This is a genomic window from Pseudomonas flavocrustae, from assembly GCF_029872515.1.
Taxonomy (GTDB): domain Bacteria; phylum Pseudomonadota; class Gammaproteobacteria; order Pseudomonadales; family Pseudomonadaceae; genus Chryseomonas; species Chryseomonas aestiva.
The window spans coordinates 66,142-90,673 of record NZ_JAPDIQ010000013.1; the positions used below are offsets into that span (position 1 = coordinate 66,142).

The 24,532-nt window shown below is 66.9% G+C and carries 17 protein-coding genes; 13 read left to right on the top strand and 4 right to left on the bottom strand.

Annotated features, from left to right (window positions below):
• Window positions 1-66: 66 nt before the first annotated feature.
• The 3 genes from OMP44_RS22280 to aceE all read right to left on the bottom strand — a co-directional run bounded on the left by OMP44_RS22280 (window position 67) and on the right by aceE (window position 7,615).
• Window positions 67-2,673 (bottom strand): putative bifunctional diguanylate cyclase/phosphodiesterase, encoded by a 2,607-nt coding sequence (locus tag OMP44_RS22280; RefSeq protein ID WP_187978462.1) that lies wholly within the window; start codon window positions 2,671-2,673, stop codon window positions 67-69.
• Between the two features lie 282 nt (window positions 2,674-2,955).
• The gene (gene aceF / locus OMP44_RS22285) at window positions 2,956-4,944 is read right to left on the bottom strand and encodes a dihydrolipoyllysine-residue acetyltransferase (RefSeq protein ID WP_280311330.1); all 1,989 of its coding nucleotides are present in this window, start codon (window positions 4,942-4,944) and stop codon (window positions 2,956-2,958) included.
• A 28-nt stretch (window positions 4,945-4,972) separates the two neighbouring features.
• Complete coding sequence (gene aceE / locus OMP44_RS22290) at window positions 4,973-7,615, bottom strand: pyruvate dehydrogenase (acetyl-transferring), homodimeric type (RefSeq protein WP_273809804.1); 2,643 nt, start codon at window positions 7,613-7,615, stop codon at window positions 4,973-4,975.
• A gap of 329 nt (window positions 7,616-7,944) precedes the next feature.
• On the opposite strand from aceE, the gene glnE reads away from it, so the two are divergent.
• The 13 genes from glnE (at window position 7,945) to OMP44_RS22355 (ending at window position 23,885) form a co-directional block, all read left to right on the top strand.
• Window positions 7,945-10,905 (top strand): bifunctional [glutamate--ammonia ligase]-adenylyl-L-tyrosine phosphorylase/[glutamate--ammonia-ligase] adenylyltransferase, encoded by a 2,961-nt coding sequence (gene glnE / locus OMP44_RS22295; protein WP_280311334.1) that lies wholly within the window; start codon window positions 7,945-7,947, stop codon window positions 10,903-10,905.
• A gap of 113 nt (window positions 10,906-11,018) precedes the next feature.
• Window positions 11,019-12,053: a lipopolysaccharide heptosyltransferase II gene (gene waaF / locus OMP44_RS22300; protein ID WP_280311336.1), complete on the top strand. Its 1,035-nt coding sequence runs from the start codon at window positions 11,019-11,021 to the stop codon at window positions 12,051-12,053.
• Window positions 12,054-13,061, top strand: coding sequence for a lipopolysaccharide heptosyltransferase I (gene waaC, locus OMP44_RS22305; RefSeq protein WP_280311339.1), 1,008 nt, complete (start codon window positions 12,054-12,056; stop codon window positions 13,059-13,061).
• Window positions 13,058-14,176, top strand: a complete 1,119-nt coding sequence (locus OMP44_RS22310; protein WP_280311341.1) for a glycosyltransferase family 4 protein — start codon at window positions 13,058-13,060, stop codon at window positions 14,174-14,176. Before waaC ends, OMP44_RS22310 begins: the two co-directional genes overlap by 4 nt.
• Window positions 14,173-14,979 (top strand): lipopolysaccharide core heptose(I) kinase RfaP, encoded by an 807-nt coding sequence (rfaP, locus tag OMP44_RS22315; protein ID WP_280311344.1) that lies wholly within the window; start codon window positions 14,173-14,175, stop codon window positions 14,977-14,979. The genes OMP44_RS22310 and rfaP overlap by 4 nt, the downstream gene beginning before the upstream one ends.
• Window positions 14,979-15,710 (top strand): lipopolysaccharide kinase InaA family protein, encoded by a 732-nt coding sequence (locus OMP44_RS22320; RefSeq protein WP_280311346.1) that lies wholly within the window; start codon window positions 14,979-14,981, stop codon window positions 15,708-15,710. Before rfaP ends, OMP44_RS22320 begins: the two co-directional genes overlap by 1 nt.
• The gene (locus tag OMP44_RS22325) at window positions 15,707-16,462 is read left to right on the top strand and encodes a lipopolysaccharide kinase InaA family protein (protein ID WP_280311348.1); all 756 of its coding nucleotides are present in this window, start codon (window positions 15,707-15,709) and stop codon (window positions 16,460-16,462) included. The genes OMP44_RS22320 and OMP44_RS22325 overlap by 4 nt, the downstream gene beginning before the upstream one ends.
• Window positions 16,459-17,880 carry a lipopolysaccharide kinase InaA family protein gene (locus tag OMP44_RS22330; protein ID WP_280311350.1) on the top strand — a complete coding sequence of 474 codons (1,422 nt, stop codon included), beginning with the start codon at window positions 16,459-16,461 and terminating at the stop codon, window positions 17,878-17,880. The genes OMP44_RS22325 and OMP44_RS22330 overlap by 4 nt, the downstream gene beginning before the upstream one ends.
• 186 nt (window positions 17,881-18,066) lie before the next feature.
• Entirely contained in the window at window positions 18,067-19,809 is a 1,743-nt protein-coding gene (locus OMP44_RS22335; protein ID WP_133862983.1) for a carbamoyltransferase family protein, read from the top strand.
• The gene (locus OMP44_RS22340) at window positions 19,806-20,939 is read left to right on the top strand and encodes a glycosyltransferase (protein ID WP_280311353.1); all 1,134 of its coding nucleotides are present in this window, start codon (window positions 19,806-19,808) and stop codon (window positions 20,937-20,939) included. The genes OMP44_RS22335 and OMP44_RS22340 overlap by 4 nt, the downstream gene beginning before the upstream one ends.
• Window positions 20,936-21,895, top strand: a complete 960-nt coding sequence (locus OMP44_RS22345) for a glycosyltransferase family protein (protein WP_280311355.1) — start codon at window positions 20,936-20,938, stop codon at window positions 21,893-21,895. The genes OMP44_RS22340 and OMP44_RS22345 overlap by 4 nt, the downstream gene beginning before the upstream one ends.
• 50 nt (window positions 21,896-21,945) lie before the next feature.
• On the top strand, window positions 21,946-22,707 hold the full coding sequence (locus OMP44_RS22350; protein WP_017640113.1) for a glycosyltransferase family 2 protein: 762 nt from the start codon (window positions 21,946-21,948) through the stop codon (window positions 22,705-22,707).
• A 5-nt stretch (window positions 22,708-22,712) separates the two neighbouring features.
• Entirely contained in the window at window positions 22,713-23,885 is a 1,173-nt protein-coding gene (locus tag OMP44_RS22355) for an O-antigen ligase family protein (RefSeq protein WP_222613579.1), read from the top strand.
• Window position 23,886: 1 nt separating this feature from the next.
• Here the strand turns inward: OMP44_RS22355 and OMP44_RS22360 are convergent, their stop codons facing one another.
• Window positions 23,887-24,528 (bottom strand): lipopolysaccharide kinase InaA family protein, encoded by a 642-nt coding sequence (locus OMP44_RS22360; RefSeq protein ID WP_280311359.1) that lies wholly within the window; start codon window positions 24,526-24,528, stop codon window positions 23,887-23,889.
• Window positions 24,529-24,532 lie beyond the last annotated feature (4 nt).

Consider the following 24,532-nt stretch of genomic DNA (forward strand, 5'->3'; position numbering starts at 1 on the left):
AAAGGGCCAGGCGAAAAGCTCAGTGTACGCAAAATCGCAGCAGCGGGGTCGAGTCCGCGCGGCGGGTCAGCGCGTCGGCAGGTAACGCGCCAGGGCGGCGTCGAGCTGATCGGCCGGGATGGGCTTGTCGAACAGATAGCCCTGGCCGATATCGCAGCGATGGTGGCGCAGGAAAGCCAGCTGTTCGGTCGTCTCGATGCCCTCGGCAACCACCTGCAGCCGCAGGTTGTGGGCCATGGCGATCACCGCGGAGGTGATTTCCATGTCGTCCTGGTTGTCCGGGATGTCCTTGATGAAACTCCTGTCGATCTTGATGACGTCGATGGGGAATTTTTTCAAGTAGCTGAGCGACGAATAGCCGGTGCCGAAGTCATCCATCGCCAGGCTCATGCCCAGGCGCTTGAGGGCTTCGAGGGTGTTGCGGGTGGCGTCGGTGGCATCCAGCAGGAGGCTTTCGGTCAGTTCCAGCTCCAGACGCTTGGGCGCGATGCCCTCCTCGTCGAGGATGGTGACGAAGGACTGCACCAGGTCGGGATCGGTGAACTGCTTGGGCGACAGGTTGATGGCGATCTGCAGATCGTCGAAGCCGGCGGCGTCGAGGCGATGCAGCTGGCGGCAGACCTCGCGGATGACCCATTTGCCGATGGGCACGATGAGCCCGGTTTCCTCGGCGATGCTGATGAACTGGTCCGGGCGGATCATGCCCTTTTCCGGGTGCTGCCAGCGGATCAGGGCTTCCAGGCCGAGCAGCTTGGCGCGTTTCAGGCAGACCTTGGGCTGGTAGTGCACCAGCAGTTCGTTCTGTTCCAGGGCTCGGCGCAGGTTGTTCTGCACGAACAGCTTGTTGCTGGCTTCGGCGATCAGCGCCTCGGTGAACACCTGGACCTGATGGCCGCCGGTAGCCTTGGCCCTGTGCAGGGCGAGGCCGGCGTGCTTGATCAGGGTCTGCGGATCGGTCTCGTGCGGCCGCGCGGTGGTCAGGCCGATCGAGCAACTGATCAGGGTCGGGTGGCCTTCCACATAGAGTGGCGGATCCAGGGCCACCAGGGTGTCGCGGGCCAGGCTGTCAGCGGCGACCGCATCCATGCCTTCGAGCAGCACGGCGAATTCGTTGCTGGCGATGCGGGCGATCAGTGCGCCCTTGCCCAGGGCGCTGCGCAGGCGCCGGGCCAGACCCACCAGCAACTGGTCGCCGATGCGATGACCGAGGCTGTCGTTGACTCTCTTGAAATTGTCGACGTCCACCAGCAGCAGCGAGTGTTCGCGGCTTGGACTGGACTGCTCCAGGCGCGCTTCCAGGCGGGCGATGAAGTGGCTGCGGTTGGCCAGCCCGGTGAGGCTGTCGCGAAACACCAGTTCGTCGTTGTGCTGCTGGGCGAAGCGGGTCTTGCTGGTGTCCTGGAAGATGCCCAGATAGCCCTGCAGGTCGCCATTGGGCTGCTGGATCTTGGACAGCGACAGCTGGCCCCAGTAGGTCTCGCCGTCGCGACGATAGCAGCGCAGTTCGCCTTGCCAGCTGTCCTGGTGCGCCAACCGCTGCCAGGCTTCGTAGAGCAGCTCGCCCCAGTTTTCCAGGGCTGGCAGGGATTCGACGTGCAGGCCCTGCAGCTTGCCGATGGGGTAGCCGGTGATCCGCGCGAAGCTGTCGGTGGCGTGCTCCAGGCAACCGCTGGCATCCAGCAGCAGGAAGGCATCGTTGCTGGCCTCCATCACCCGGGTCAGGGGATGGGCGACCTTGGGCAGGCGCTCCGGCTGCTGGAGGAGGGCGGCCAGGCACTCGGCCAGGCTGCGGGCGAAGGCGACGTCCTCGGCTTCCCAGGTGGCCGCGTGGTCCCGGCGCAGGCAGAGCAGACCGATCAGCTGATTGTCATGCAGCAGCGCCACGTCCAGCGCCGTTCCGCCCCCGGTATGGGGCGGGTGCAGCACCTGACTGGCGTCTTCGATCACGCCCTGCTCGCGCAACCGGCGCCGATGGTCGCTGCACAGCGTTGGCAGGCGCTCTTCCTTGCACAGGGTGACGAGGCCATTGCCCTCGTAACGCCACAGGCTGAGTTCGTCCGCGGCAAAGGCGGCCGGGCCCTCGGCGCGCAGCAATTGTACCAGTTCGTCGTCGACCGGTGCCTGGCGCAGAGCCAGCCGGGACAGTTCGAGCAGCAGGGTCTGCCGCGCCTGGGCCATCCCCAGCCGTTGCTGGCTGTGGTCCTGGCTGTCCTGCAGGAGCGCCAGGGTGGAGCGCAGGGCCAGGTTGTGGGCTTCCCATTCGCCGGCCAGGCCGTCGTCGTTCATCACTCGCAGCAGATAGCCGCGCAGCAGGGGGCGGCCATGGCGCTGCAGGCTTTCGCCCACCTCGACCACCTGGTACGGAGCCGCAGGGGAGTGGAACAGGTAGCGCACCTGATAGCTGCCGTGCTCGGCGAGTTGCAGCTGGATGTCTTCGTGCAGGCGATGACGGACGCTGGGCTCCATCAGGCTGGCATAGGGGGCATCGATGAGCGAGCACAGCGCCTGGGCAGGCAGGCCAAGGCTGGCTTCACAGCGGGAATCGAGATAGAGCATCGCCCAGGAGGCTTCATTCAGACGCTCGAAACGCAGCAAGCCCAATCGGGCAGGAGCGCTGAGCGCGCCCGCCTGATCGGCTACCGCGGCATCGGCAGCATCGGAGTGAATACTCATGCGAGGGTCCGCGTCCTTGTGAAGACGGAAAGATGTCCTAGGTTTATCGGAAAGGACAGACAAATCATTAATCCTTTTTCCTCTCCGCCTCGCCAGCACCCTGGGATGGCTGTCAAGGTTGCCCGATAGAGGTCGGCCCATGCAAGGGGCGGCGCTCGGGGCGCCCATCCTACCTTTTTCCTGGATCTTTCGGTTGATCTGGCAGCAAAAACCCCGCCTGAGCGGGGTTCTTGCGCTACACCAGAAGACGGTAGCGGGAAGCCGTTACCGTCCTGTGGCGGCTTACAGCAGCAGACCGCGGATTTCCGCCAGCAGATCGCCCAGGCGCTTGGTGAAGCGCGCGGCGGCCGCCCCGTTGATCACGCGGTGATCGTAGGACAGCGACAGCGGCAGCATCAGGCGCGGCTGGAAGGCCTTGCCGTCCCAGACCGGCTGCATGCTGGCCTTGGACACCCCGAGGATCGCCACTTCCGGAGCATTGACGATCGGCGTGAAGCCGGTACCGCCGATGTGACCCAGGCTGGAGATGGTGAAGCAGGCGCCCTGCATGTCGTCACCGCTGAGCTTCTTGGTCCGCGCCTTTTCCGCCAGCTGGGCGGCTTCGGCGGCGAGTTGCAGGAGGCTCTTCTGGTCGACGTTGCGGATGACCGGGACCAGCAGGCCGTCCGGGGTGTCCACGGCGAAGCCGATGTGCACGTACTTCTTGCGGATCACCGCCTTGCCGCTGGGGGCCAGGGAGGCGTTGAAGTCCGGCAGTTCCCTGAGCACATGGGCGCAGGCCTTGAGCAGGAACGGCAGGATGGTCAGCTTGACACCGGCCTTTTCCGCCACGGCTTTCTGGCCGACCCGGAAGGCTTCCAGATCGGTCACGTCGGACTGGTCGAACTGGGTAACGTGGGGCACGTTCAGCCAGCTGCGATGCAGGTTGTTGGCACCGACCTGCATGAGGCGCGTCATCGGCACCTCTTCGATCTCGCCGAACTTGCTGAAGTCCACGGTGGGGATCGGCGGGATGCCGGCGCCACCGTTGACGCCCGCGGCCGCGGCCGGAGCCGCCTTGCTCTTCTGCAGCTGATCCTTGACGTAGGTCTGGACGTCTTCCTTGAGGATGCGACCCTTGGGACCGGTCGGGGTGACCTCGCCCAGATCGACACCGAACTCCCGGGCGACCATGCGCACGGCCGGACCGGCATGGACCTTCTTGCCCTTGCCGGCGGCAGGGGCGCTGGTGGGAGCGGCGGCCTTGGCCGGAGCCTCGGCTTTCTTCTCGGGTGCCTGAGCGCTGGCGGCGGCATTGCCGGCAGCCGGCTTGGCCGCCTGCTTGGGCGCGGCACCGGCCACCTTCAGGGTCAGGATCAGATCGCCGGTCTTGGCCTGGTCATTGACCTTGATGGCGACGCTTTCCACCACGCCCGCCTTGGGCGCCGGAATTTCCATGCTGGCCTTGTCGGACTCCAGCACGATCAGCGACTGCTCGGCCTTGACCTGGTCACCGGCCTTGACCAGCACCTCGATGACGTTGGCACTGCCGGTGGAGCCGATGTCGGGGACCTTGATCTCCTCGACCGATTCACCGGCCGGCTCGGCGGCGGCTTCCTCGTGCAGCTCGGGCTCGGCGGCTTCCTTGGCGGGCTTGTCGCCGGCCTTGGATTCGACGCTCTTGCTCGGCTTGGCATTGGCGGCGCCCTTGAGGACCAGGATCAGATCGCCGGTGCCCACTTCGTCGCCGACCTTGACGGAAACGCTCTCCACCACGCCGGCGGCGGGGGAGGGGATTTCCATGCTGGCCTTGTCGGATTCCAGGGTGATCAGCGTCTGCTCGGCGGCGATGGTGTCGCCAGGCTTGACCGCCACCTCGATGATGCTGGCCTTGCCGCTGGAGCCGATGTCCGGAACGTGAATTTCCTGGGACTCGCCTTCGCCGGCGGACGCCGAAGCGTCCTCGTCGCCGGCCGGCGTCGGGGTTTCGCTTTCCTCGACCTGGGTCTGCTTGGACTCGGCCTTGGGCTCGGCGGCGGGTTCGCTGCCGCTGGCGGCGTCCTCGCCTTCCAGGTCGATCAGCAGATCACCGGTCTTGAGGGTGTCGCCGACCTTGATGTGCAGGGCGGCGATCTTGCCGGCCTTGGGGGCCGGAATCTCCATGCTGGCCTTGTCGGACTCCAGCACCACCAGGCTCTGTTCGGCCTCGACGGTATCGCCGACCTTCACCAGCAGCTCGATGACTTCGCCGTCGCCACTGCCGATGTCGGGTACGCGGATGGTCTCGCTCACAGTTGTTTCCTCTTATCCGTGTGCCGCATCAGCAATCCAGGGGATTGCGCTTCTCGGTGTCGATGCCGAACTTGGTGATGGCGTCGGCCACGACCTTGCGTTCCAGCTTGCCTTGGTTGGCCAGCGCCTGCAGAGCGGCGACGGCGACCCAGCGACGGTCGACCTCGAAATGATCACGCAGCTTCTTGCGGCTGTCGCTGCGACCGAAGCCGTCGGTACCCAGCACCTGGAATTCGGTGGGGACCCACTGGCGGATCTGGTCGGCGAACAGCTTCATGTAGTCGGTGGAGGCGATGACCGGACCCTGGCGCTCGCCCAGGCACTGCTCGACGTAGGTCAGGCGGCGCTCTTCCAGCGGGTGCAGGCGGTTCCAGCGGTCGACGGCCAGGCCTTCGCGGCGCAGTTCGTTGAAGCTGGTGACGCTCCAGATGTCGGCGCCGACACCCATCTCGCGCAGGAGGCTCGCAGCCGCGCGGACCTCGTTGAGGATGGTGCCCGAGCCCAGCAGCTGGACGCGGTGCTTGAAGTCGCCTTTTTCTTCTTCCAGCAGGTACATGCCCTTGATGATGCCTTCCTCGACACCCTGGGGCATGGCAGGCTGCTGGTAGTTCTCGTTCATCACGGTGATGTAGTAGAAGACGCTCTGCTGCAGTTCCATCATCTGATGGATGCCTTCGCGCATGATCACCGCCAGCTCGTAGGCATAGGTGGGATCGTAGCTGCGGCAGTTGGGGATGGTGCCAGCCAGGATGTGGCTGTGACCGTCCTCGTGCTGCAGACCTTCACCGTTCAGGGTGGTACGGCCGGAGGTGCCGCCCAGCAGGAAGCCGCGGGTCTGGGCATCGCCCGCCGCCCAGGCCAGGTCGCCGATACGCTGGAAGCCGAACATCGAATAGAAGATGTAGACCGGCAGCATGGGCTGGTTGTAGTTGCTGTAGGCGGTACCGGCGGCGATGAAGGAGGACATGGCGCCGGCCTCGTTGAGGCCTTCCTGGAGGATCTGGCCGTCCTTCTCTTCGCGGTAGTACATCACCTGGTCGCGATCGACCGGCTCATAGAGCTGACCGTGGGGCGAGTAGATGCCCAGCTGGCGGAACATGCCTTCCATGCCGAAGGTACGGGCCTCGTCGGCGAGGATGGGCACGATGCGCTTGCCCAGGTCCTTGTCCTTGACCAGTTGCGACAGGATGCGGCCGAAGGCCATGGTGGTGGAGATCTCGCGATCGCCGGAGCCGTCCAGCACCGCCTTCAGGGTTTCCAGGGGCGGGGTGGGGATGCTCAGGCTGCGCGCGCGACGCTGGGGCAGGTGACCGCCCAGGGACTCGCGACGGCTCATCAGGTACTTCATCTCGGCACTGTCGTCGGCCGGACGATAGAAGGGCAGTTCGCTGAGCTGGGAATCGTTCAGCGGGATGTCGAAGCGATCGCGGAATTTCTTCAGCGACTCCACATCCACCTTCTTGGTGTTGTGCGCGGTGTTCTTGGCTTCGCCCGCACCGGTGCCGTAGCCCTTGATGGTCTTGGCCAGGATGACGGTGGGCTGGCCCTTGTGGTTGACCGCCTGGTGGTAGGCCGCATAGACCTTGTAGGGGTCGTGACCGCCACGGTTGAGCTTCCAGATCTCGTCGTCGGACAGGTCCTCGACCATCTTGAGCAGCTCGGGGTTGGCGCCGAAGAAGTGCTTACGCACATAGGCACCGTCCTTGGCCTTGTAGTTCTGGTATTCACCATCGACCACGGCGTCCATGCGCTGCTGCATGCGGCCTTCGGTGTCGCGGGCGAACAGCGGATCCCACATGCGGCCCCAGAGGACCTTGGTGACGTTCCAGTCGGCGCCACGGAAGATGCCTTCCAGTTCCTGGACGATCTTGCCGTTGCCACGGACCGGGCCGTCGAGGCGCTGCAGGTTGCAGTTGATGACGAAGATCAGGTTGTCGAGGTTCTCGCGGCCGGCCAGGGAGATGGCGCCCAGGGTTTCCGGCTCGTCGCACTCGCCGTCGCCGATGAAGCACCAGACCTTCTGCTTGCCGGCGGGGATGTAGCCGCGGTTCTCCAGGTACTTCATGAAGCGGGCCTGGTAGATGGCGGTGATCGGACCCAGACCCATGGACACGGTCGGGAACTGCCAGAAGTCGGGCATCAGGTGCGGGTGCGGGTAGCTCGACAGGCCCTTGCCGTCCACTTCCTGGCGGAAGTTGTTCATCTGGTCTTCGGAGAGGCGGCCTTCCAGGAAGGCACGGGCGTAGACGCCGGGGGACGCGTGGCCCTGGTAGTAGATCAGGTCGCCGCCGTGCTCTTCGTTGGGCGCCTTCCAGAAATAGTTGAAGCCGATGTCATAGAGGGTGGCGCTGGAGGCGAAGGTGGAGATGTGACCACCCAGATCCGGATCCTTGAGGTTGGCGCGCATGACCATCGCCAGGGCGTTCCAGCGAACCAGCGAGCGGATGCGTCGCTCCATGAACAGGTCGCCCGGCATGTGGGCTTCCCGGGTCACTGGAATGGTGTTGCGATAGGGGGTATTGATGGAGTAGGGCAGCTGGGTACCACTGCGGGTAGCCAGTTCGCCCATGCGGGTCATCAGATAATGAACGCGCTCCTCGCCTTCGTGGTCGAGGACGGACTCCAGGGCGTCCAGCCATTCCTGGGTTTCGACGGGATCGAGATCTTGCATGGCTTGCTCCAGGGCGGAAAGGCTTCCAAAATCGGTCGCCTCAGGGTCGCCGCCGGCCTCTTGGGGGCAGCGAAAATTCTTGGATTTATGACCGGACGGTTCCGATCGGCGTGTAGTTTTACTACAAATTCAAATCCGTTTCAGCTCCGAGCTGTAATGCGATAAAAAACAATTCGACGTTTGTCGAACGCGCTGCTCGAGGGCTCGCGAACTCCGAACCGCGGACGAGAAAACGGTTCCCGCTCGGACCAGGTGGTCCGTCGGAATGTCCCGGGTAGGGGGTTCGCGGCAGGGTGGTGGGGTTCGACCGTCCCTGCGCAGGACTGCCCATGATACCCCTCCTTCGTCCCGAACTGCCTCCGACTCTTGTCGCCTGTGCCGAGCTCGCCGACCGGCGTCTGGCCGACGCCCTGTCCCCGCTGCCCGCGGCGGCGGCCCGCCAGGCGAACTGGCCCGCGCCGCTGCGCGCCGAGTGGCGGCGGGTGGCCGCCCTCAGCGATTTCGTCGTCGAGCAGTTCTGCCGCCTGCCCGAGCCTTGCCTGGCGCTGGTCGACAGCGGCGATCTGGAGCTGTCGCTGGCGCCGGGGGCGATGGCGCAGCGCCTGCGCGAGGCCCTGACCGACTGCCCGGACGAAGCCGAATTGGGGCGCCGGCTGCGGCGTTTTCGCATGCTGCAGCAGGTGCGCATCGTCTGGCGCGACCTGACCCGGCGCGCCGATCTGGTGGAGACCTGTCGCGACCTCAGCGACCTGGCCGATGCCAGCATCGACCAGGCCTGCGCCTGGCTCTATGCCCAGCAGTGCGGCCAGTTCGGCGTGCCGACCGGGCGCCACAGCGGTCAGCCCCAGCAGCTGGTTGTGCTGGGCATGGGCAAGCTGGGTGCGGGAGAGCTGAATCTGTCCTCCGATATCGACCTGATCTTCGCCTATGGCGAGGGCGGGGAGACGCGCGGCGCGCGGCGCGAGCAGGACAACCAGGAATTCTTCACCCGCCTCGGACAACGCCTGATCAAGGCGCTGGACGCCACCACGGTGGAGGGCTTCGTCTTTCGCGTCGACATGCGCCTGCGGCCCTATGGCAGCGCCGGCGCCCTGGTGCTGAGCTTTGCCGCCATGGAGCTCTATTACCAGGATCAGGGCCGCGACTGGGAACGCTACGCCATGATCAAGGCACGGGTGGTCGGCGGCGACCAGGCCAGCGGCGCCGAGCTGCTGACCCTGCTGCGGCCCTTCGTCTATCGGCGCTATCTGGATTTCTCCGCCATCGAAGCCCTGCGCAGCATGAAGCAGCTGATCCGCCAGGAGGTGCGCCGGCGCGGCATGACCGACAACGTCAAGCTGGGCGCGGGCGGCATCCGCGAAGTGGAATTCATCGCCCAGGCCTACCAGCTGATCCACGGCGGGCGCGATCCGGCACTGCAGCAGCGCCCGCTGCTCGGGGTACTGACCAGTCTGCGCGAGCGCGACTATCTGCCGGCCGCGGCCGAAGCGGAGCTCCGCGAGGGCTATTGCTTCCTGCGCTATGTGGAGCACGGGCTGCAGGCCATCGCCGACCAGCAGACCCAGACCCTGCCAGTGGACCCTCAGGGTCGGGCGCGGGTGGCCTTCCTCATGGGGTATGCCGACTGGGATGACTTCAGCGCGGCGCTCGACGGCTGGCGCAGCCGCATCGACTGGCACTTCCAGCAGACCATCGCCGATCCAGAGGAGGAGACCCAGAGCGCCGAGCTGGAAGACAGCTGGCTGCCGCTGTGGGAAGACCTGCTCGATCCCGAGGAGTCCCTGGCGCGACTGCGCGCGGCGGGCTTCCAGGCGCCGGAGCAGGCGCTGGAATTGCTGGCCAGTCTGCGGGCCAGCGGCCAGGTGCGGGCCATGCAGCGCGCCGGTCGCGAGCGCCTGGATGCCTTCATGCCACGGCTGCTGGATGCGGTCAGCGCCGACGAGCAGCCCGATCGGGCGCTGGAGCGGGTGCTGCCGCTGGTGGAAGCCGTGGCGCGACGCTCCGCCTACCTGGTCCTGCTCAGCGAGAATCCGCCGGCCCTGGCGCGGCTGCTGGAGCTCTGCGGCGCCAGTGCCTGGGTGGCCGAACAGATCACCCGCTATCCGGCGCTGCTCGACGAATTGCTCAACGAGGGCCGGCTCTATCATCCGCCGCAGAAACCGGAGCTGGCCGCCGAATTGCGCGAGCGCCTGATGCGCCTGCCCGAAGAGGATCTGGAGCAGCAGATGGACGTGCTGCGTCACTTCAAGCGCGCCCACAGCCTGCGGGTGGCGGCGGCGGAGATCGCCGGGAGCCTGCCGCTGATGAAGGTCAGCGACTATCTCACCTGGCTCGCCGAGGTGATCCTCGAAGAGGTCTTCGGCCTAACCTGGCGCCAGCTGGTGCAGCGCCATGGCACGCCGCAGCGACGCGACGGCTCGCCCTGCCAGCCGGACTTCGTCATCGTCGGCTACGGCAAGGTCGGCGGCATCGAGCTCGGCCATGGTTCGGATCTCGATCTGGTGTTCATCCACGATGCCGATCCCCTGGCCGAGACCGATGGCGCCAAGCCCATGGATGGCGCCCAGTTCTTCAATCGCCTCGGCCAGCGCATCATCCATCTGCTCACCACCACTACCCCGGTGGGCACCCTCTACGAGGTGGACATGCGCCTGCGGCCGTCCGGCGCGGCGGGGCTGCTGGTGAGCTCGCTGGAGGCCTTCGAGCGCTACCAGCATAGCGAGGCCTGGACCTGGGAGCACCAGGCGCTGGTGCGCGCGCGGGTGGTGGCGGGCTGCCCGCGGCTTGGCGAGCGCTTCGACGCGGTGCGGGCGCGCATCCTCGGTCGGCAGCGGGAGCTGGCGACCCTGCAGGCCGACGTGGCCGGCATGCGCGACAAGATGCTCGACAACCTCGGCACCGCGGTGACCGCCGGCGGACTGGGGCCGAACGCGCGCCGGCCGGAGCAGCGCTTCGACCTCAAGCAGGATGCCGGCGGTATCGTCGATATCGAATTTATGGTCCAATATGCCGTTCTGGCCTGGTCGTGGCAGCATCCCGAATTGCTGCGTTTTCCCGACAACATCCGCATCCTGGAATCCCTCGAAGCGGCTGGTCTGGTACCGGCCACGGACGCCATTGCCCTGCGCGAAGCCTACAAGGTCTACCGCGCCGCGCTGCACCGCCTGGTGCTGCAGAAGCAGCCGGGCAAGGTGCCGGCCGACGGCTTTCTCGCCGAGCGCGACGAAGTGCGCCGTATCTGGCACGGCCTGGGGCTGGACACGCCGTCCGGCAATCCGGCCACCTTTTAGGCCGTCATCAGTAAGGAGAGGCAAGATGTCGATGTCCGTGCGCGAGCTTTCGATCAGGCCGGGCCTGAGGGAGTGGGAGTCGGCCACCCGCTAGGTGCCGATCGCCTTCCAGCATGAATATTCTGATCATCGGACCCAGTTGGGTCGGCGACATGGTGATGGCGCAGACCCTCTTCGTCTGCCTCAAGCGCCAGCATCCCGACTGCCAGATCGACGTCCTCGCCCCCGAGTGGAGTCGCCCGCTGCTCGAGCGCATGCCCGAGGTGCGCGAAGCCCTGAGCTTTCCCCTCGGCCACGGCGCCTTCGAGCTGGCCACCCGCCGGCGCATCGGCCAGCAGCTGCGCGGTCGCTATGACCAGGCGATCCTGTTGCCCAACTCGCTGAAGTCGGCGCTGGTGCCCTATTTCGCCGGCATCCCCAAGCGTACCGGTTGGCGCGGCGAGATGAGATTCGGCCTGCTCAACGACATCCGCACCCTCGACAAGGCGCGCTATCCGCTGATGATCGAGCGCTTCATGGCGCTGGCTTACGCGCCCGGTGCGGAGTTGCCCAAACCCTATCCCGAGCCACGGCTGGCCATCGACCCGGCCAGCCGTGACGCCGCCCTGGAGCGCTTCGGCCTGAGCCTGGACCGGCCGGTGCTGGCGCTCTGCCCGGGCGCCGAATTCGGCGAGGCCAAGCGCTGGCCGGCCGAGCACTACGCCGCCGTGGCGGATGCCCGGCTGCGTCAGGGCTGGCAGGTCTGGCTGTTCGGCTCGCAGAAGGACGCTCCCGGTGGCGAAGAGATCCGCGAGTGGGTCACCCCCGGTTTCGAGGAGGATGTCTACAACCTCGCCGGGCGTACTTCCCTGGCCGAGGCCATCGACCTGCTTTCCTGTGCCGGTGCGGTCATCAGCAACGATTCCGGCCTGATGCACGTGGCCGCCGCCCTGGATCGCCCGCTGGTGGCGGTCTATGGCTCCACCTCGCCGGGCTTCACGCCGCCGCTGGCCAGCCAGGTCGAGGTGGTGCGCCTGGGGCTGGAATGCAGTCCCTGCTTCGACCGTACCTGTCGTTTCGGCCATTACGATTGTCTGCGCCTGCTGCAGCCGAGTCTGGTGCAGGAGGCGCTCGGCCGCCTGGTCGCCGATCCGATCGAGGTGGGCTAGATGCGCGTGCTGCTGATCAAGACCTCCTCCCTCGGCGATGTCATCCATACCCTGCCGGCCCTGACCGATGCGGCGCGGGCCATCCCCGGCATCTGCTTCGACTGGGTGGTGGAGGAGGGCTTCGCCGAGATTCCCGCCTGGCACCCGGCCGTGAGCCAGGTGATCCCGGTGGCCCTGCGCCGCTGGCGCAAGCAGCCCTTTTCCGCCTGGGCCAGTGGCGAGTGGGGCGAATTCAAGGCGCGCGTGCGCGAGCAGCGCTATGACCGGGTGATCGATGCCCAGGGCCTGCTCAAGAGCGCCTGGCTGACCCGCTACGCCGAGGCGCCGGTGGCCGGTCTCGACCGCAACTCCGCCCGCGAGCCCCTGGCCAGCCGCTTCTATGACGAGCGCTATCATGTCGCCAAGGGGCAGCACGCCCTGGAGCGGATCCGCCAGCTGTTCGCCCAGGCCCTGGACTATCCGCTGCCGGCGGGCGTGGGTGACTACGGCCTGGATCGGCAACGCCTGGCCGGTCCCAACGAGACGCCCTATGTGGTGTTCCTGCACGGCACCACCTGGGTCAGCAAGCACTGGCCCGAGGCCCACTGGCGCGAACTGGCCGAGCGCATGAGCCAACTGGACTGGCCGGTGCGACTGTTGTGGGGCAACGAGGCGGAACATGCCCGTGCCGAACGTGTCGCCGACGGCCTGGATGGCGTCCAGGTGCTGCCGCGACTGAATCTCGCCGGGGTGGCCAAGGTGCTGGCCGGCGCCCGTGCCTGCGTGGCGGTGGATACCGGCCTCGGTCATCTGGCCGCGGCCCTGGACGTGCCCACCGTGTCGCTCTATGGCCCGACCAGTCCGAAGAAGGTCGGCGCCTATGGCCGCTCCCAGGTGCACCTGAGCGCCGTGGGGCTGGACGGCACCGACGAGCCGCGCGATCAGCCATCGGCCAGTCTCGCCGCCCTGACCCCGGAGCGGGTTGAACTGGAACTGGAAACCCTGCTGTTGGAAGACCTCCCCGCATGACCCTGGCTTTCGTGCTCTACAAGTACTTTCCCTTTGGCGGCCTGCAGCGGGACTTCCTGCGCATCGCCCAGGAGTGCCAGCGCCGGGGCCATGCCATCCGCGTCTACACCCTGATCTGGGAAGGCCCGGTGCCGGAGGGCTTCGACGTGCGGGTGGCCAGGGTCAGCGCCCTGTTCAATCACCGACGCAACGAGAAATTCCACGCCTGGCTGCAGGCCGACCTCGCCCGCGATCCGGTGGACCGGGTGATCGGCTTCAACAAGATGCCGGGGCTGGACGTCTATTACGCCGCCGATCCCTGCTTCGAGGACAAGGCCCAGACCCTGCGCAATCCGCTGTATCGCCAGTGGGGTCGCTATCGCCATTTCGCCGAATACGAGCGCGCGGTGTTCGCCCCCGAGTCGTCGACCGAGATCCTGATGATCTCCGAGGTGCAGCAGCCGCTGTTCGTCAAGCACTACGGCACGCCGACGCCGCGCTTCCACCTCCTGCCGCCGGGCATCGCCGCCGATCGTCGCGCGCCGGCCAACGCCGCCGAGATCCGCGCCGACTTCCGGCGCGAATTCGGGCTGGAGGAGGGCGAGCTGCTGCTGGTGCAGATCGGTTCCGGCTTCAAGACCAAGGGCCTGGATCGCAGCCTGCGCGCCCTGGCCTCTTTGCCCAAGGAGTTGCGCAAGCGCACCCGGCTGTTCGCCATCGGCCAGGACGATCCCAAGCCCTTCCTGCTGCAGGCCAAGGCGCTGGGCGTGAGCGAGCGGGTCGAGATCCTCAAGGGGCGCAGCGACATCCCGCGCTTCCTGCTCGGCGCCGATCTGCTGATCCATCCGGCCTACAACGAAAACACCGGCACCGTGCTGCTGGAGGCGCTGGTCGCCGGGCTGCCGGTGCTGGTCACCGATGTCTGCGGCTATGCCCACTACATCGACGAGGCCCGCGCCGGCGCGGTGGTGCCGTCGCCCTTCGTCCAGGAGACCCTGGACCGGATGCTCGCCGAGCTGCTGGCCGATCCCGAGCGCCGCGCGGTGCAGGGCCGCAATGGCCTGGCCTTCGCCGCCAGCGCCGATCTCTATTCGCTGCCCGAACGCGCCGCCGATGTCATCCTGGGGGTGGCATGACCCTGCAATTGCGTGAGCCCTTCGCCAGCCGCTGGGCCGGCCAGGATCCCTTCGTCGCCGTGGAGGCCCTGCAGGGCCAGGTCTATCGCGAGCTGGACGGACGCCGCACCCTGCGCACCGAGGTGGCCGGTCGTGGCTACTTCGTCAAGATCCACCGCGGCATCGGCTGGGGCGAGATCGCCAAGAATCTGCTGCAGGCCAAGCAGCCGGTGCTGGGTGCGCGCCAGGAATGGCAGGCCATCGAGCGGCTGCACCAGGTCGGTGTGCCGACCATGACCGCGGTGGCCTTCGGCGAGCGCGGCGCCAATCCGGCGACCCAGCACTCCTTCATCATCACCGAGGAGCTGGCGCCCACCGTCAGCCTCGAAGACTTCAGCCTCGACTGGCTCCGCCAGCCGCCCGAGCCCCTGCTCAAGCGGGCGCTGATCGCCGAGGTGGCGCGCATGACCGGGGCCATGCACCGGGCGGGCGTCAACCATCGCGATTGCTACATCTGCCATTTCCTGCTCGACACCGCCCAGCCGGTCACCGTGGCCAATCTGCGACTGTGGCTGATCGACCTGCACCGCGCCCAGTGCCGCACCCAGGTGCCCCGGCGCTGGCGCGACAAGGACCTGGCCGGGCTGTATTTCTCCGCCCTGGGCATCGGCCTGACGCAGCGCGACTTCCTGCGCTTCCTGCAGGGCTACTTCCAGCGGCCGCTGCGCGAGATCCTGCGCGACGAGGCGCCGCTGCTGGCGCGTCTGGAACGCAAGGCCGCCGCCTTGCTGGAGCGCAAGGAACGCTACGGGGACCGGCTCTGATGGCTGACTGGCGCATCGATTCCAGCGTTGCCCACCTGCCCGAATTCGCCACCCTGGAAGCGGTGTTCGCCCTCGACGGCGAACGCCTGACCAGCGATCCGCTGTCGGAAGTGGTGCGCATCGAGCGCGACGGCATCCGCTACTACGTCAAGCGCTACCACGGCGCCGGCAAGGGGCTGCGGCGCTATGTCGGGCGGCCGCGGGTCAAGGCCGAATGGCAGAATCTCAAGCGTTTCGCCAAGTGGGGCATCGCCACCGCGCCGGTGGTGGCCTGGGGGATGGAGCGCTCGCCCCGGGGCTTCGCCCGCGGCGCCATGATCACCCGCGAGATTCCCGACACCCTGGACCTCGCCGAGCTGGCCAGGCGCGAGGATCCGCGGCTGCGCGACCGGGTGTGGGTGGACAACGTCAGCCGTCAGCTGGCCTCGGCGACCCGTACCCTGCACGACCACCATTTCGTCCATAACGATCTCAAGTGGCGCAACCTGCTGGTGGATGGTCAGGGCGTGCTCTATCTCATCGACTGCCCGGCCGGCGCCTTCTGGGTCGGCCACTGGCTGCGTTGGCGCATCGTCAAGGACCTGGCCTGTCTGGACAAGGTGGCCAAGTACCAGCTGTCGCGCACCCAGCGCCTCAGGTTCTATCTGCAATACCGCGGTCGCGCGCGCCTCAGCGACAACGACAAGGGGCGCATCCGCGAGGTACTGGACTATTTCAAGGGGCGGGAATGAACGAGGTGTGGGCGGCCGAGGATCGGGCCGTGCTGGCCGGCCAGGGCCTGGACAGCTTCGCGGCGCTGTGGGCGCTGGAGCTGACCGCGGTGGACGAACCCAACCAGGGACGCGGCGGTTTCAGCCAGGTGTTTCGCCTGGACGTTGGCGGCCATGGCTACTACCTCAAGCGCCAGCGCGACTACCTGACCCGCACCCTGGCCCGCCCGCTGGGCGAGCCGACCTTCGCCCGCGAGAATCGCAACATCCGCCGCTACGCCGAGCGCGGCATCCCGGCGCTGGAGCTGGCCTATTACGGCGAGCGCCGCGATGACCAGGGTTGGCGCGCCATCCTGCTGACCCGGGCGCTGGATGACTGGCGCGATCTCGACAGCTGGTTGCGTGTCTGGGCGCACCTGGCCACCGAGGAGCGCCAGGCGGTGCTGGTCGCCGTCGGCGAACTGGCTCGCCAGCTGCACGGCGCCGGCCAGGTGCACGGCTGCTTCTATCCCAAGCATTTGTTCCTGCAGCGTCAGGGCGAAGGCCTGGCCGCGCGGCTGATCGATCTGGAAAAGACCCGGCCGCTGCTGTTCGGCCGGCGCGATCGCCTGCGCGATCTCGAACCCCTGCTGCGCCGCGCGCCGCAATGGCGCGAGCAGGACATCGCCCGCCTGCTGGCGAGTTATCTGGACCAGCCGCTGGACAGCGTCGCCGTGCGCGACTGGAGTCGGCGTCTGGCCGGGCGTCGCCGCCACAAGGAGCGCAAGGCATGACCCTGGAGCAACTGACCAAGGCCGGTCGTGCGCCGACCCTGCCGTTGCGCATCGAACTGCCCAGTGGCGAGTTGGAACTGCTGTCGCTGCTCAGGGTGCTGCCCGGTCAGCGCTATGTCGGCGAGGCCCGTTGGCAGGGCCGGCGGGTGCTGGCCAAGCTGCTGGTCGGCGAGCGCGCGAGTCGGCAATTCGCCCGCGAGCGCGAGGGTTGCCGCCTGCTGGCGGCCGCCGCGGCGCCGACCCCCACGCTGCTGGAGAGCGGCGAGGCGAGCGGGCAGGGCGCCTGGCTGCTGTTCGACTTCATCGAGGCGGCGCCCAGCGTCGAGCAGCTCTGGCAGCCGCTCGTCACCGAGCCGCCCCTGTCGCCGGCACAGGACGCGTTGCTCGGCGCGGCCCTCGCCACCCTGGCGCGGCTGCATGCCCAGGGGCTCTGGCAAGCCGATCTGCACCTGGACAACCTGCTGGTCAAGGACGGCGCCGCCCTGGTCATAGACGCGGCGGACATCCAGGCCGAGACCGTCGGCCAGCCACTGTCCCAGGCGCGGGTGCAGGAGAATCTGGCGGTGTTCTTCGCCCAGTTGCCGGCCGCCCTGGATGCTCAGCTGGAAGAGCTGCTGATCCACTACCTGCTGGTCAATGCCGAACACGCCCTGCGCCTGGAAGCTCTGCTGGCGCGTATCGCCGAGATCCGCCGCTGGCGCCTGGCCGACTACCTGAGGAAGAGCGGCCGGGAATGCACCCTGTTCGCCGTTACCCGCAGCGCCTTTGGCCTGATCGCCGTGCGGCGCACCTGGCTGAGTCGCCTGGAAGGCCTGCTGGCCGATCCCGACGCCGCCCTGGCCGGCCTGCCGACCTTCAAGGACGGCGGCGCCGCCACCGTGGCCCGCGTGCAGTGGCAGGACCAGGACCTGGTGCTCAAGAGATACAACATCAAGGGCTTCGGCCATTGGCTGACGCGCTTCTGGCGACCGAGCCGAGCCTGGCACAGCTGGCGCGAAGGGCATCGGCTGCGATTCCTCGGCATTCCCACTCCCGAGCCGCTGGCCGTGCGCGAGCGCCGCTTTCTCGGCCTGCGCGGGCGCGCCTATCTGGTGACGCCCTTCGTCGACGGGCCCAATCTGCTGGAGCGCTTCGCGCCCTATGTGCAGTCGGCGCCACCCGCGGTCGAGCTGGAGGCCCTGCTGGCGCTGGTCGACGCCCTGCGTCGCGAGCGCCTCGGCCATGGCGATTTCAAGGGCACCAACCTGATCTGGCATGAAGGTCGCTGGCTGGTGATCGACCTCGACGCCCTCCAGGCCCATGGCAGCGACCGTGCCTACGCCGCCGCCTATGCCCGCGACCGCGCCCGGCTGCTGCGCAACTGGCCGGCCGACAGCGCCCTGCATCGCCTGCTCGACGAGCGCCTGCCGCCAGCCTGAGCGCCGACCCGCCATCTGTACCGGGGCTGAATCGCCGTGCGCTAGGCCCCGCTCCGGCGTGCGGCCATTACCCGTGGCCTGCCTGAACGGCTATAATTCGCCGTTTTTGAGGCGAGGCGGGCCTGCAGCGGCCTCGCGAAACCCCGGCGAACTCCTCTGGCTTCGCCCTGTACAGAGGCTTTACCTGTGTCCCTGACCGTCCTTGGCCTGTCCGGCGCCCTCAGCCACGATCCCTCCGCCGCGCTCTATATCGACGGCAAGCTGATCGCCGCGGTGGAAGAAGAACGCTTCGTGCGCGACAAGCATGCCAAGAATCGCATGCCCTACGAGTCGGCCAAGTTCTGCCTGGAACAGGCCGGGATCAGCCCCGCCGATGTCGACGTGGTGGCCATTCCCTATGCGCCCATCAGTCTCTTCGGCGAAGCCCGCTGGCACTACGCCAAGCGCTATGCCTACGCCCCGGATCGCGCCCTGGACGCCATCCTGTTCGGCAATCGTCGCTACCACCGCTACCAGAAGCGCATCGAGTGGTGCCTGGTGCAGCTCGGCTTCGACCTGAAGAAGGTCAAGCTGGAAGCCGTCGAGCACCACCTGGCCCATGCCTCCAGTGCCTACCACTGCTCGGGTTTCAGCGAAAAGACCGCGATCCTCGGCATCGACGGCAAGGGCGAGTACGCCACCACCTTCTTCGGCTACGGCGAGAACGGCAAGATCCACAAGATCAAGGAGTTCTACGACCCGGACTCCCTGGGTGGCCTCTATGGCGCCCTCACCGAATTCCTCGGCTTCGAGATGCTCGACGGCGAATTCAAGGTCATGGGCATGGCGCCCTATGGCGATGCCAGCAAGTACGATTTCTCGCGCCTGGCGAAATTCGAGAACGGCGAGCTGATCATCAACACCGACTACGCCAACGTCATCGGCTTCCGCCGCTACAAGGAAAAGGGCAAGGGCTACTACTTCTCGCCCAAGCTGATCGAGTGGCTGGGACCCAAGCGTGAAGGCGACATCGCCGACGATCCCTACATCCACTATGCCGCCAGCATGCAGGCACTGTTCGAACGCCTGGCGCTGGAGATGATGGACTACTACCTGGGCGACATCATCCGCCAGACCGGGAAGATCGCCTTTGCCGGCGGCTGCGCGCTCAACGTCAAGCTCAACCAGAAGATCATCGCCCGTCCCGAGGTCAAGGAGCTGTTCGTCCAGCCCGCCTCGGGCGACGCCGGCACCGCCGTCGGCGCTGCCGCCTACGTCTCCCACGCCCGTGGCGTGCCGGTGGAGAAGATGGAGCACGTCTATCTCGGTCCCGGCTACAGCAACGAAGACGTCATCGCCGCCTGCGCCCGCCATCCCAATGCACCCAAGTGGGAGCGGATCGACAACATGCCCCAGCGCATCGCCGAGATCATGGTGGCCGGCAATCCGGTGGCCTGGTTCCAGGGTCGCCTGGAATTCGGTCCGCGCGCTCTGGGCGGTCGTTCCATCATCGGCTGCCCCAGCGTGCCGGGCGTGGCCGATCGCATCAACGCCCAGATCAAGTTCCGCGAGCGCTGGCGGCCCTTCTGCCCGTCCATGCTCGATACCGTGGCGCCGCAGATGCTCAAGGTCGACCATCCCTCGCCCTTCATGACCTTTACCTTCGAGGTCAACGAGGAATGGAAGAGCCGGGTGCCCGAGGTGGTCCACGAAGACGGCACCTCCCGCGCCCAGGTGCTGGAGCGCCGGCATAATCCGCGCTGGTACGACCTCATGGTCGAGCTGGAAAAGCTAACCGGCAACGGCGTCTCCCTCAATACCTCGCTCAACCGTCGCGGCGAACCCATGGTCTGCTCGCCCACCGATGCCCTGAACATGTTCTTCGGCTCGGACCTGCAGTACCTGATCATGGAAGACGTCCTGGTGATCAAGGAGGGGGCCGGCCTATGACGCGTTCCGCCGAACCGCGGGTGCTGCAGTTCTGTCATGGCTACGACGGTCCCTTCCTCGACTGCGCCCGCCAGACCGCCAGCCTCTTCGCGGGCAGCGGCTATCGCGTCACCACGGTCTTTCTCACCGGCACGGCCGATGCCGAGGTGGCCGCCGGCTGCGGTAGCGACGAGGTGCTGTTCCTCGAGTATTCCTCCAAGGACGTGCGGGGCCTCAAGCTCGGCGCCATCCAGGCGCTGCGCGAGATCGTCCGCTCGCGCGGTATCCGCTTCGTCATCGCCCATAGATTCAAGCCGATCTGGATCGCCTGCCTGGCCACCATTCTGCCGGTGATCGGCGTCCACCATGCCTTTGGCGACTACGACCGGCTCGGCCGGCGGTTGTTCGCCAAGCTGATGAGCAAGCGCCTGACCCTGCTGGGCGTTTCCGACGCGGTACGCGACGAGTTGCGCCAGCGCCTCAAGGACTGGCCGGCCGAGCGCATCGAGACCCTCTACAACCGTCTGGACGTCGAGGCGGTGGAACGCGAACTACTGCCGGCCGACGAGGCCCGCGCCGGGCTCAAGCTGCCCCAGGACGCCTGGATCGTCGGCAACGTCGGTCGCCTGCATCCGGACAAGGACCAGGCCACCCTGCTGCGCGGCTTCGCCGCCGCCCTGCCGAATCTGCCGGCCAATGCCCTGCTGGCGATCCTCGGCAAGGGCCGCCTGGAAGAAGACCTCAAGGACCTGGCCCGCGAACTGGCCATCGCCGACCGGGTGCTGTTCCTTGGTCAGGTGGACGGCGCCCGGCGCTATTTCAAGGCTTTCGACGTCTTCGCCCTGAGTTCCGACCACGAGCCCTTCGGCATGGTCCTGCTGGAGGCCATGGCCGCCGGCGTCCCGCTGATCGCCACTTCCTGCGGTGGCGCGCGGGAGATCGTCGAGGGGGTCGGCTTCCTCTTTCCCCTCGGCGACGCCGAAGCCCTCGGCCAGGGCCTGCAGCACCTCGGCCGCCTGGCGCCGAGCCAGAGACGCGCCTGCGTGCAGCACATGCGCGAGCGCCTGGCCGAACGCTTCTCCGACGAGGCCGTGCGCCGTGACTTCTGGCGCCTGCCGATGGTCGCCGCCTTCAAGGCCCCGGCGCCGTGAAAGTCCTGTTCCTGGTCCAGAAGGAGCAACGCATCCTGCTGGGCCACTTCTATGCCAGCATCGCCGCCCACTGCGAGTGCGACCTGCGCTGGCTGAGTGACGAGGAACAGGCCGATCTGCGCGGCTATTTCCGCCGCGCGGTGCCCCAGCCCGAGCAATACGATCGCATCCTGCTGTTTCTCAGATTCAAGAAGCAGCTCAGGCAGGTCGCCTTCATCCGCAGCCTGCCCAATCTGGTGGAGCTGGAGCACGACGCCTACCAGAATTTCATCCCCTGCAAGTACACCGGCAAATTCAGCCGCTACTACCGGGCCATGCCCCACGTCCGGGTGCTGGTCTCCGGCGCCGGCGTGGCGCGGCGGCTGCAGGAGGAGGGGGTGGACGCCCACTTCGTGCCCAAGGGCTACGACGACAGCCGGCTGCGCGACCTGGGGCTCGAACGCGACATCGAACTGGGCTTCGTCGGCAGCCTCGGCAGCGTGGCCTACAGCGGGCGCAAGCAATTGCTGGAAGACCTGGCCAAGGTCGAGCCGCTGCTGATCACCAAGACCCGCTCGGGCGACGAATACCTGCAGACCCTCAACCGCATCCGCTACTTCGTTGGCGCCGATGTCGGCATGGGCGAATACATGATCAAGAACTTCGAGGCCATGGCCTGCGGCTGCGTGCTCTTCACCTTCGATCAGGGTGAAGAGGAGAACCGCGCCCTGGGTTTCGCGGATGGCGTCAACGTGGTGCTCTATCGCTCGCTGGACGAGTTGCGCGAGAAACTCGCCCGGCTGCGCGGCGATCCGGCGCACGCCGCGACCATCGCCAGGGCTGGAGAGGCCCTGGCGCGTCACTCTTTCGCTTTCGGCCACTTGGGTGAGCGCATCGTTTCGGCTATAACCCCAGCGCTGCGACCGGCAGTCGCTCCGGGGTTCCTGCACCGCCTGCTCGGCAGGCTGGGACGCTGATGCGCTGCCCGAGGTCCGGCTTTCGACTCAACTGGCAGAAAGGGTAGAACGTGCAGTTTTCCGCCGACAGCGACATCTCCGTGGTCGTCACCAGTTGCGGGCGCTTCGACCTGCTGCGGCAGACGCTGGCGACCTTCGACGAATTCAACACCGCGCCCATCCGCCGCGTCTTCATCACCGAAGATTCCGGTGACGAGGCGGTACGCGACTGCATCCCCGCCCATTGGCGCGAACACACCGAGTTCATCGTCAACAATCCCAAGCTTGGCCAGATGCGCAGTGTCGACGCCGCCTATGCCCGGGTCGAGACCAGCTGGATCTTCCACTGCGAAGACGACTGGGCCTTCTATCGCCCGGGCTTCATCGAGGACTCCCAGGCGCTGCTGGAGGCCGATCCCCAGGCGCTGCAGGTCTGGCTGCGCAGCCATGCCCATGACCTGGCGATCCACAGCCCCTACGTCTATCTCAAGTCGCGGCAGGTGCATGCCGGTATCGCCTTTTACGAAGTCGGCTCGCACAAGCCCGAATGGCAGGGCTTTTCCTTCAATCCCGGTCTGCGCCGGCGCGCCGACTACCTGCTGCACGCCCCCTATGGCGACCTGAGCGGCGAGAAGGAACTGTCCCGGCGCTATGCCGACGCCCAGCGCCACGCGCTGATCCTGGAAAACGATGCCGTGCTGCATACCGGCTTCGGCCAGCACGTGGTCAGCGACAAGGACCGCAACGACAAGCAGAAGCGCCGGCGGATGGAACGCATCAAACTGGCACTGGCCTTCCTGGTCGGCGCACTCCTGGGAGCCCTGTTGTGGTGACACCCTTGCTCGATCGCCTGCAGCAGAGTCGTTATTTCACCCTGGCGGTGCTGGTGTTCATGGCCGCCTACCTGTGCATCCCCACGGCCAAGTGGATCAACAGCTACTTCTATGCGGCGATCGCCCTGCCGGCGCTGATCCTCTTCGTGCTGCGGCCGCGGCTGATCGACTGGCGCTCGCCGCTGCTGCTGCTCTGGCTGGTGTTTCTCGCCTGGTTCATCGTGCCGGGGGCACGGGCCGAAGAGGGGCAGTTCTTCAAGCACATCCTCTATGTGCTGCTGTTCGTGCTGACCGTGGCCTGCCTGGTGGATGGCGACTTCTTTCGTCGCCCCGGCCTCGTACGCCTAGCCTTCTGGGTGGTCTGCGCCTATGCCGTGGGCTCCAGCCTGGTGTTCTGGCTGACCGGCCACTATGCCGTCGGCCAGCGGGTCATCCACCTGCCGGGACGCATCTCCAATCCCATCTATGTGAGCATCTGGATGGTCTGCCTGGGCGGCCTGGCCGCGCCCACCTGGATCCGCGAGCGTCGCTGGATCGAGTTGCTGGCGGCGGTGGTGGTCAGCATCGTCGGCATCTCCTTCGCCCTGCAGACCCGTACCGGCCTGGTGGGCATCGGCTTCCTGGCCGCCCTCGGCGTGCTCTTCGCCTTTCCGCGCTTTCCGCTGCGCACCCTGGCGCTGGTCGTCCTGGTCAGTGCCCTGATCGCCGGAGTGGTCCAGGTGGTGCATACCGAAGCCTGGTTCGTCGCCTTCTGGGGCCGGGCGGATTCCGGACGCATCGAGCTGTTCCACTTCATGATCAAGGACTGGGAGTCCTGCGGCTGGTGGCTGGGCTGCGGCCTGGGTTACCAGAGTCACGACCTGCTGCATGGCACCGAGGCCATCCAGCACCCGCACAACATCTTCGTCTCCTTCGGCATCTACACCGGCCTGGTGTCGCTGCTGATCTTCGGCGTGCTGATGCTGGCCAGCCTGGGCGCGGCCCTGCGCCAGCGCGATCCCTGGGGACTCTATCTGGCCGTGGCTCTGCTGATGCTCAATTTCGACGGCGCCAAGCTGATCGGCAATCCGGACGAGTTGTGGCCGCTGGTGCTGTTGCCCGCGGCGATGATCGTCGGCGCCGAGGTGCAACGCCGGCGCAAGCTGGCGCTGGGACAGGCGGTGCCGGTCCAGTCCTGATCTAGTCCTGCAGCTGCCGGTCGAGTTCGCGCCAGTCCAGGGGCTGGCGGCAGGCTTCGGCATAGGCCCTGAGGAAGGGTTCGCGACCGGGTTCGAACAGCCAGTCGCGGTCTTCGCCGTAGCGCAGCAGGTGATGGAAGTTGCGCACCCGCAGGCGCAGCGGCAGACGCCGCGCATGACAGCGCAGATCGGCGATGTCGATCAGGCCCAGTTCGCCTTCTGGCGTCAGCACCACGTTGCCCAGGTGCAGCGAGCGGAAGTAGACGCCACTGTCGTGCAATTCGGCCATGAAGCGACCCAGGGCGGGGCGCAGCGCCGCGGCCTCGTCCGAGGTGCGCAGCTGGCGCAGGGTGGCGCCCGGCAGCGGGCTGTAGTGCACCAGATCGCGCTGCAGCGAGGCGGCGCGATAGACCTCCAGCACCTGCGGACAGGGAATGCCGCGCTCGGCCAGTTGGCGGGCGTTGTCGGCAAAGCGCTGGGCATAGGGAAACAGCGCCGCCGAGGTCAGCAGCCGCTTGCGGCGAAAGAGCTTGAGATAGCTGCCATCGGTGAGGCGCAGGACCTTGTCGCCATGGTGATCGGCTTCCACTACCTGGGCGGCGTCGCGCAGTTCGAGATAGCGCGAATGTTCGAGAGGCTTCATGCAG

Excerpts from the sequence above, each read along its gene's own strand:
- OMP44_RS22280 (WP_187978462.1), bottom strand. The coding sequence starts at position 2,673 with ATGAGTATTCACTCCGATGCTGCCGATGCCGCGGTAGCCGATCAGGCG.
- aceE (WP_273809804.1), bottom strand. The coding sequence starts at position 7,615 with ATGCAAGATCTCGATCCCGTCGAAACCCAGGAATGGCTGGACGCCCTG.
- glnE (WP_280311334.1), top strand. The coding sequence starts at position 7,945 with ATGATACCCCTCCTTCGTCCCGAACTGCCTCCGACTCTTGTCGCCTGT.
- waaF (WP_280311336.1), top strand. The coding sequence starts at position 11,019 with ATGAATATTCTGATCATCGGACCCAGTTGGGTCGGCGACATGGTGATG.
- waaC (WP_280311339.1), top strand. The coding sequence starts at position 12,054 with ATGCGCGTGCTGCTGATCAAGACCTCCTCCCTCGGCGATGTCATCCAT.
- OMP44_RS22310 (WP_280311341.1), top strand. The coding sequence starts at position 13,058 with ATGACCCTGGCTTTCGTGCTCTACAAGTACTTTCCCTTTGGCGGCCTG.
- rfaP (WP_280311344.1), top strand. The coding sequence starts at position 14,173 with ATGACCCTGCAATTGCGTGAGCCCTTCGCCAGCCGCTGGGCCGGCCAG.
- OMP44_RS22320 (WP_280311346.1), top strand. The coding sequence starts at position 14,979 with ATGGCTGACTGGCGCATCGATTCCAGCGTTGCCCACCTGCCCGAATTC.
- OMP44_RS22325 (WP_280311348.1), top strand. The coding sequence starts at position 15,707 with ATGAACGAGGTGTGGGCGGCCGAGGATCGGGCCGTGCTGGCCGGCCAG.
- OMP44_RS22330 (WP_280311350.1), top strand. The coding sequence starts at position 16,459 with ATGACCCTGGAGCAACTGACCAAGGCCGGTCGTGCGCCGACCCTGCCG.
- OMP44_RS22340 (WP_280311353.1), top strand. The coding sequence starts at position 19,806 with ATGACGCGTTCCGCCGAACCGCGGGTGCTGCAGTTCTGTCATGGCTAC.
- OMP44_RS22360 (WP_280311359.1), bottom strand. The coding sequence starts at position 24,528 with ATGAAGCCTCTCGAACATTCGCGCTATCTCGAACTGCGCGACGCCGCC.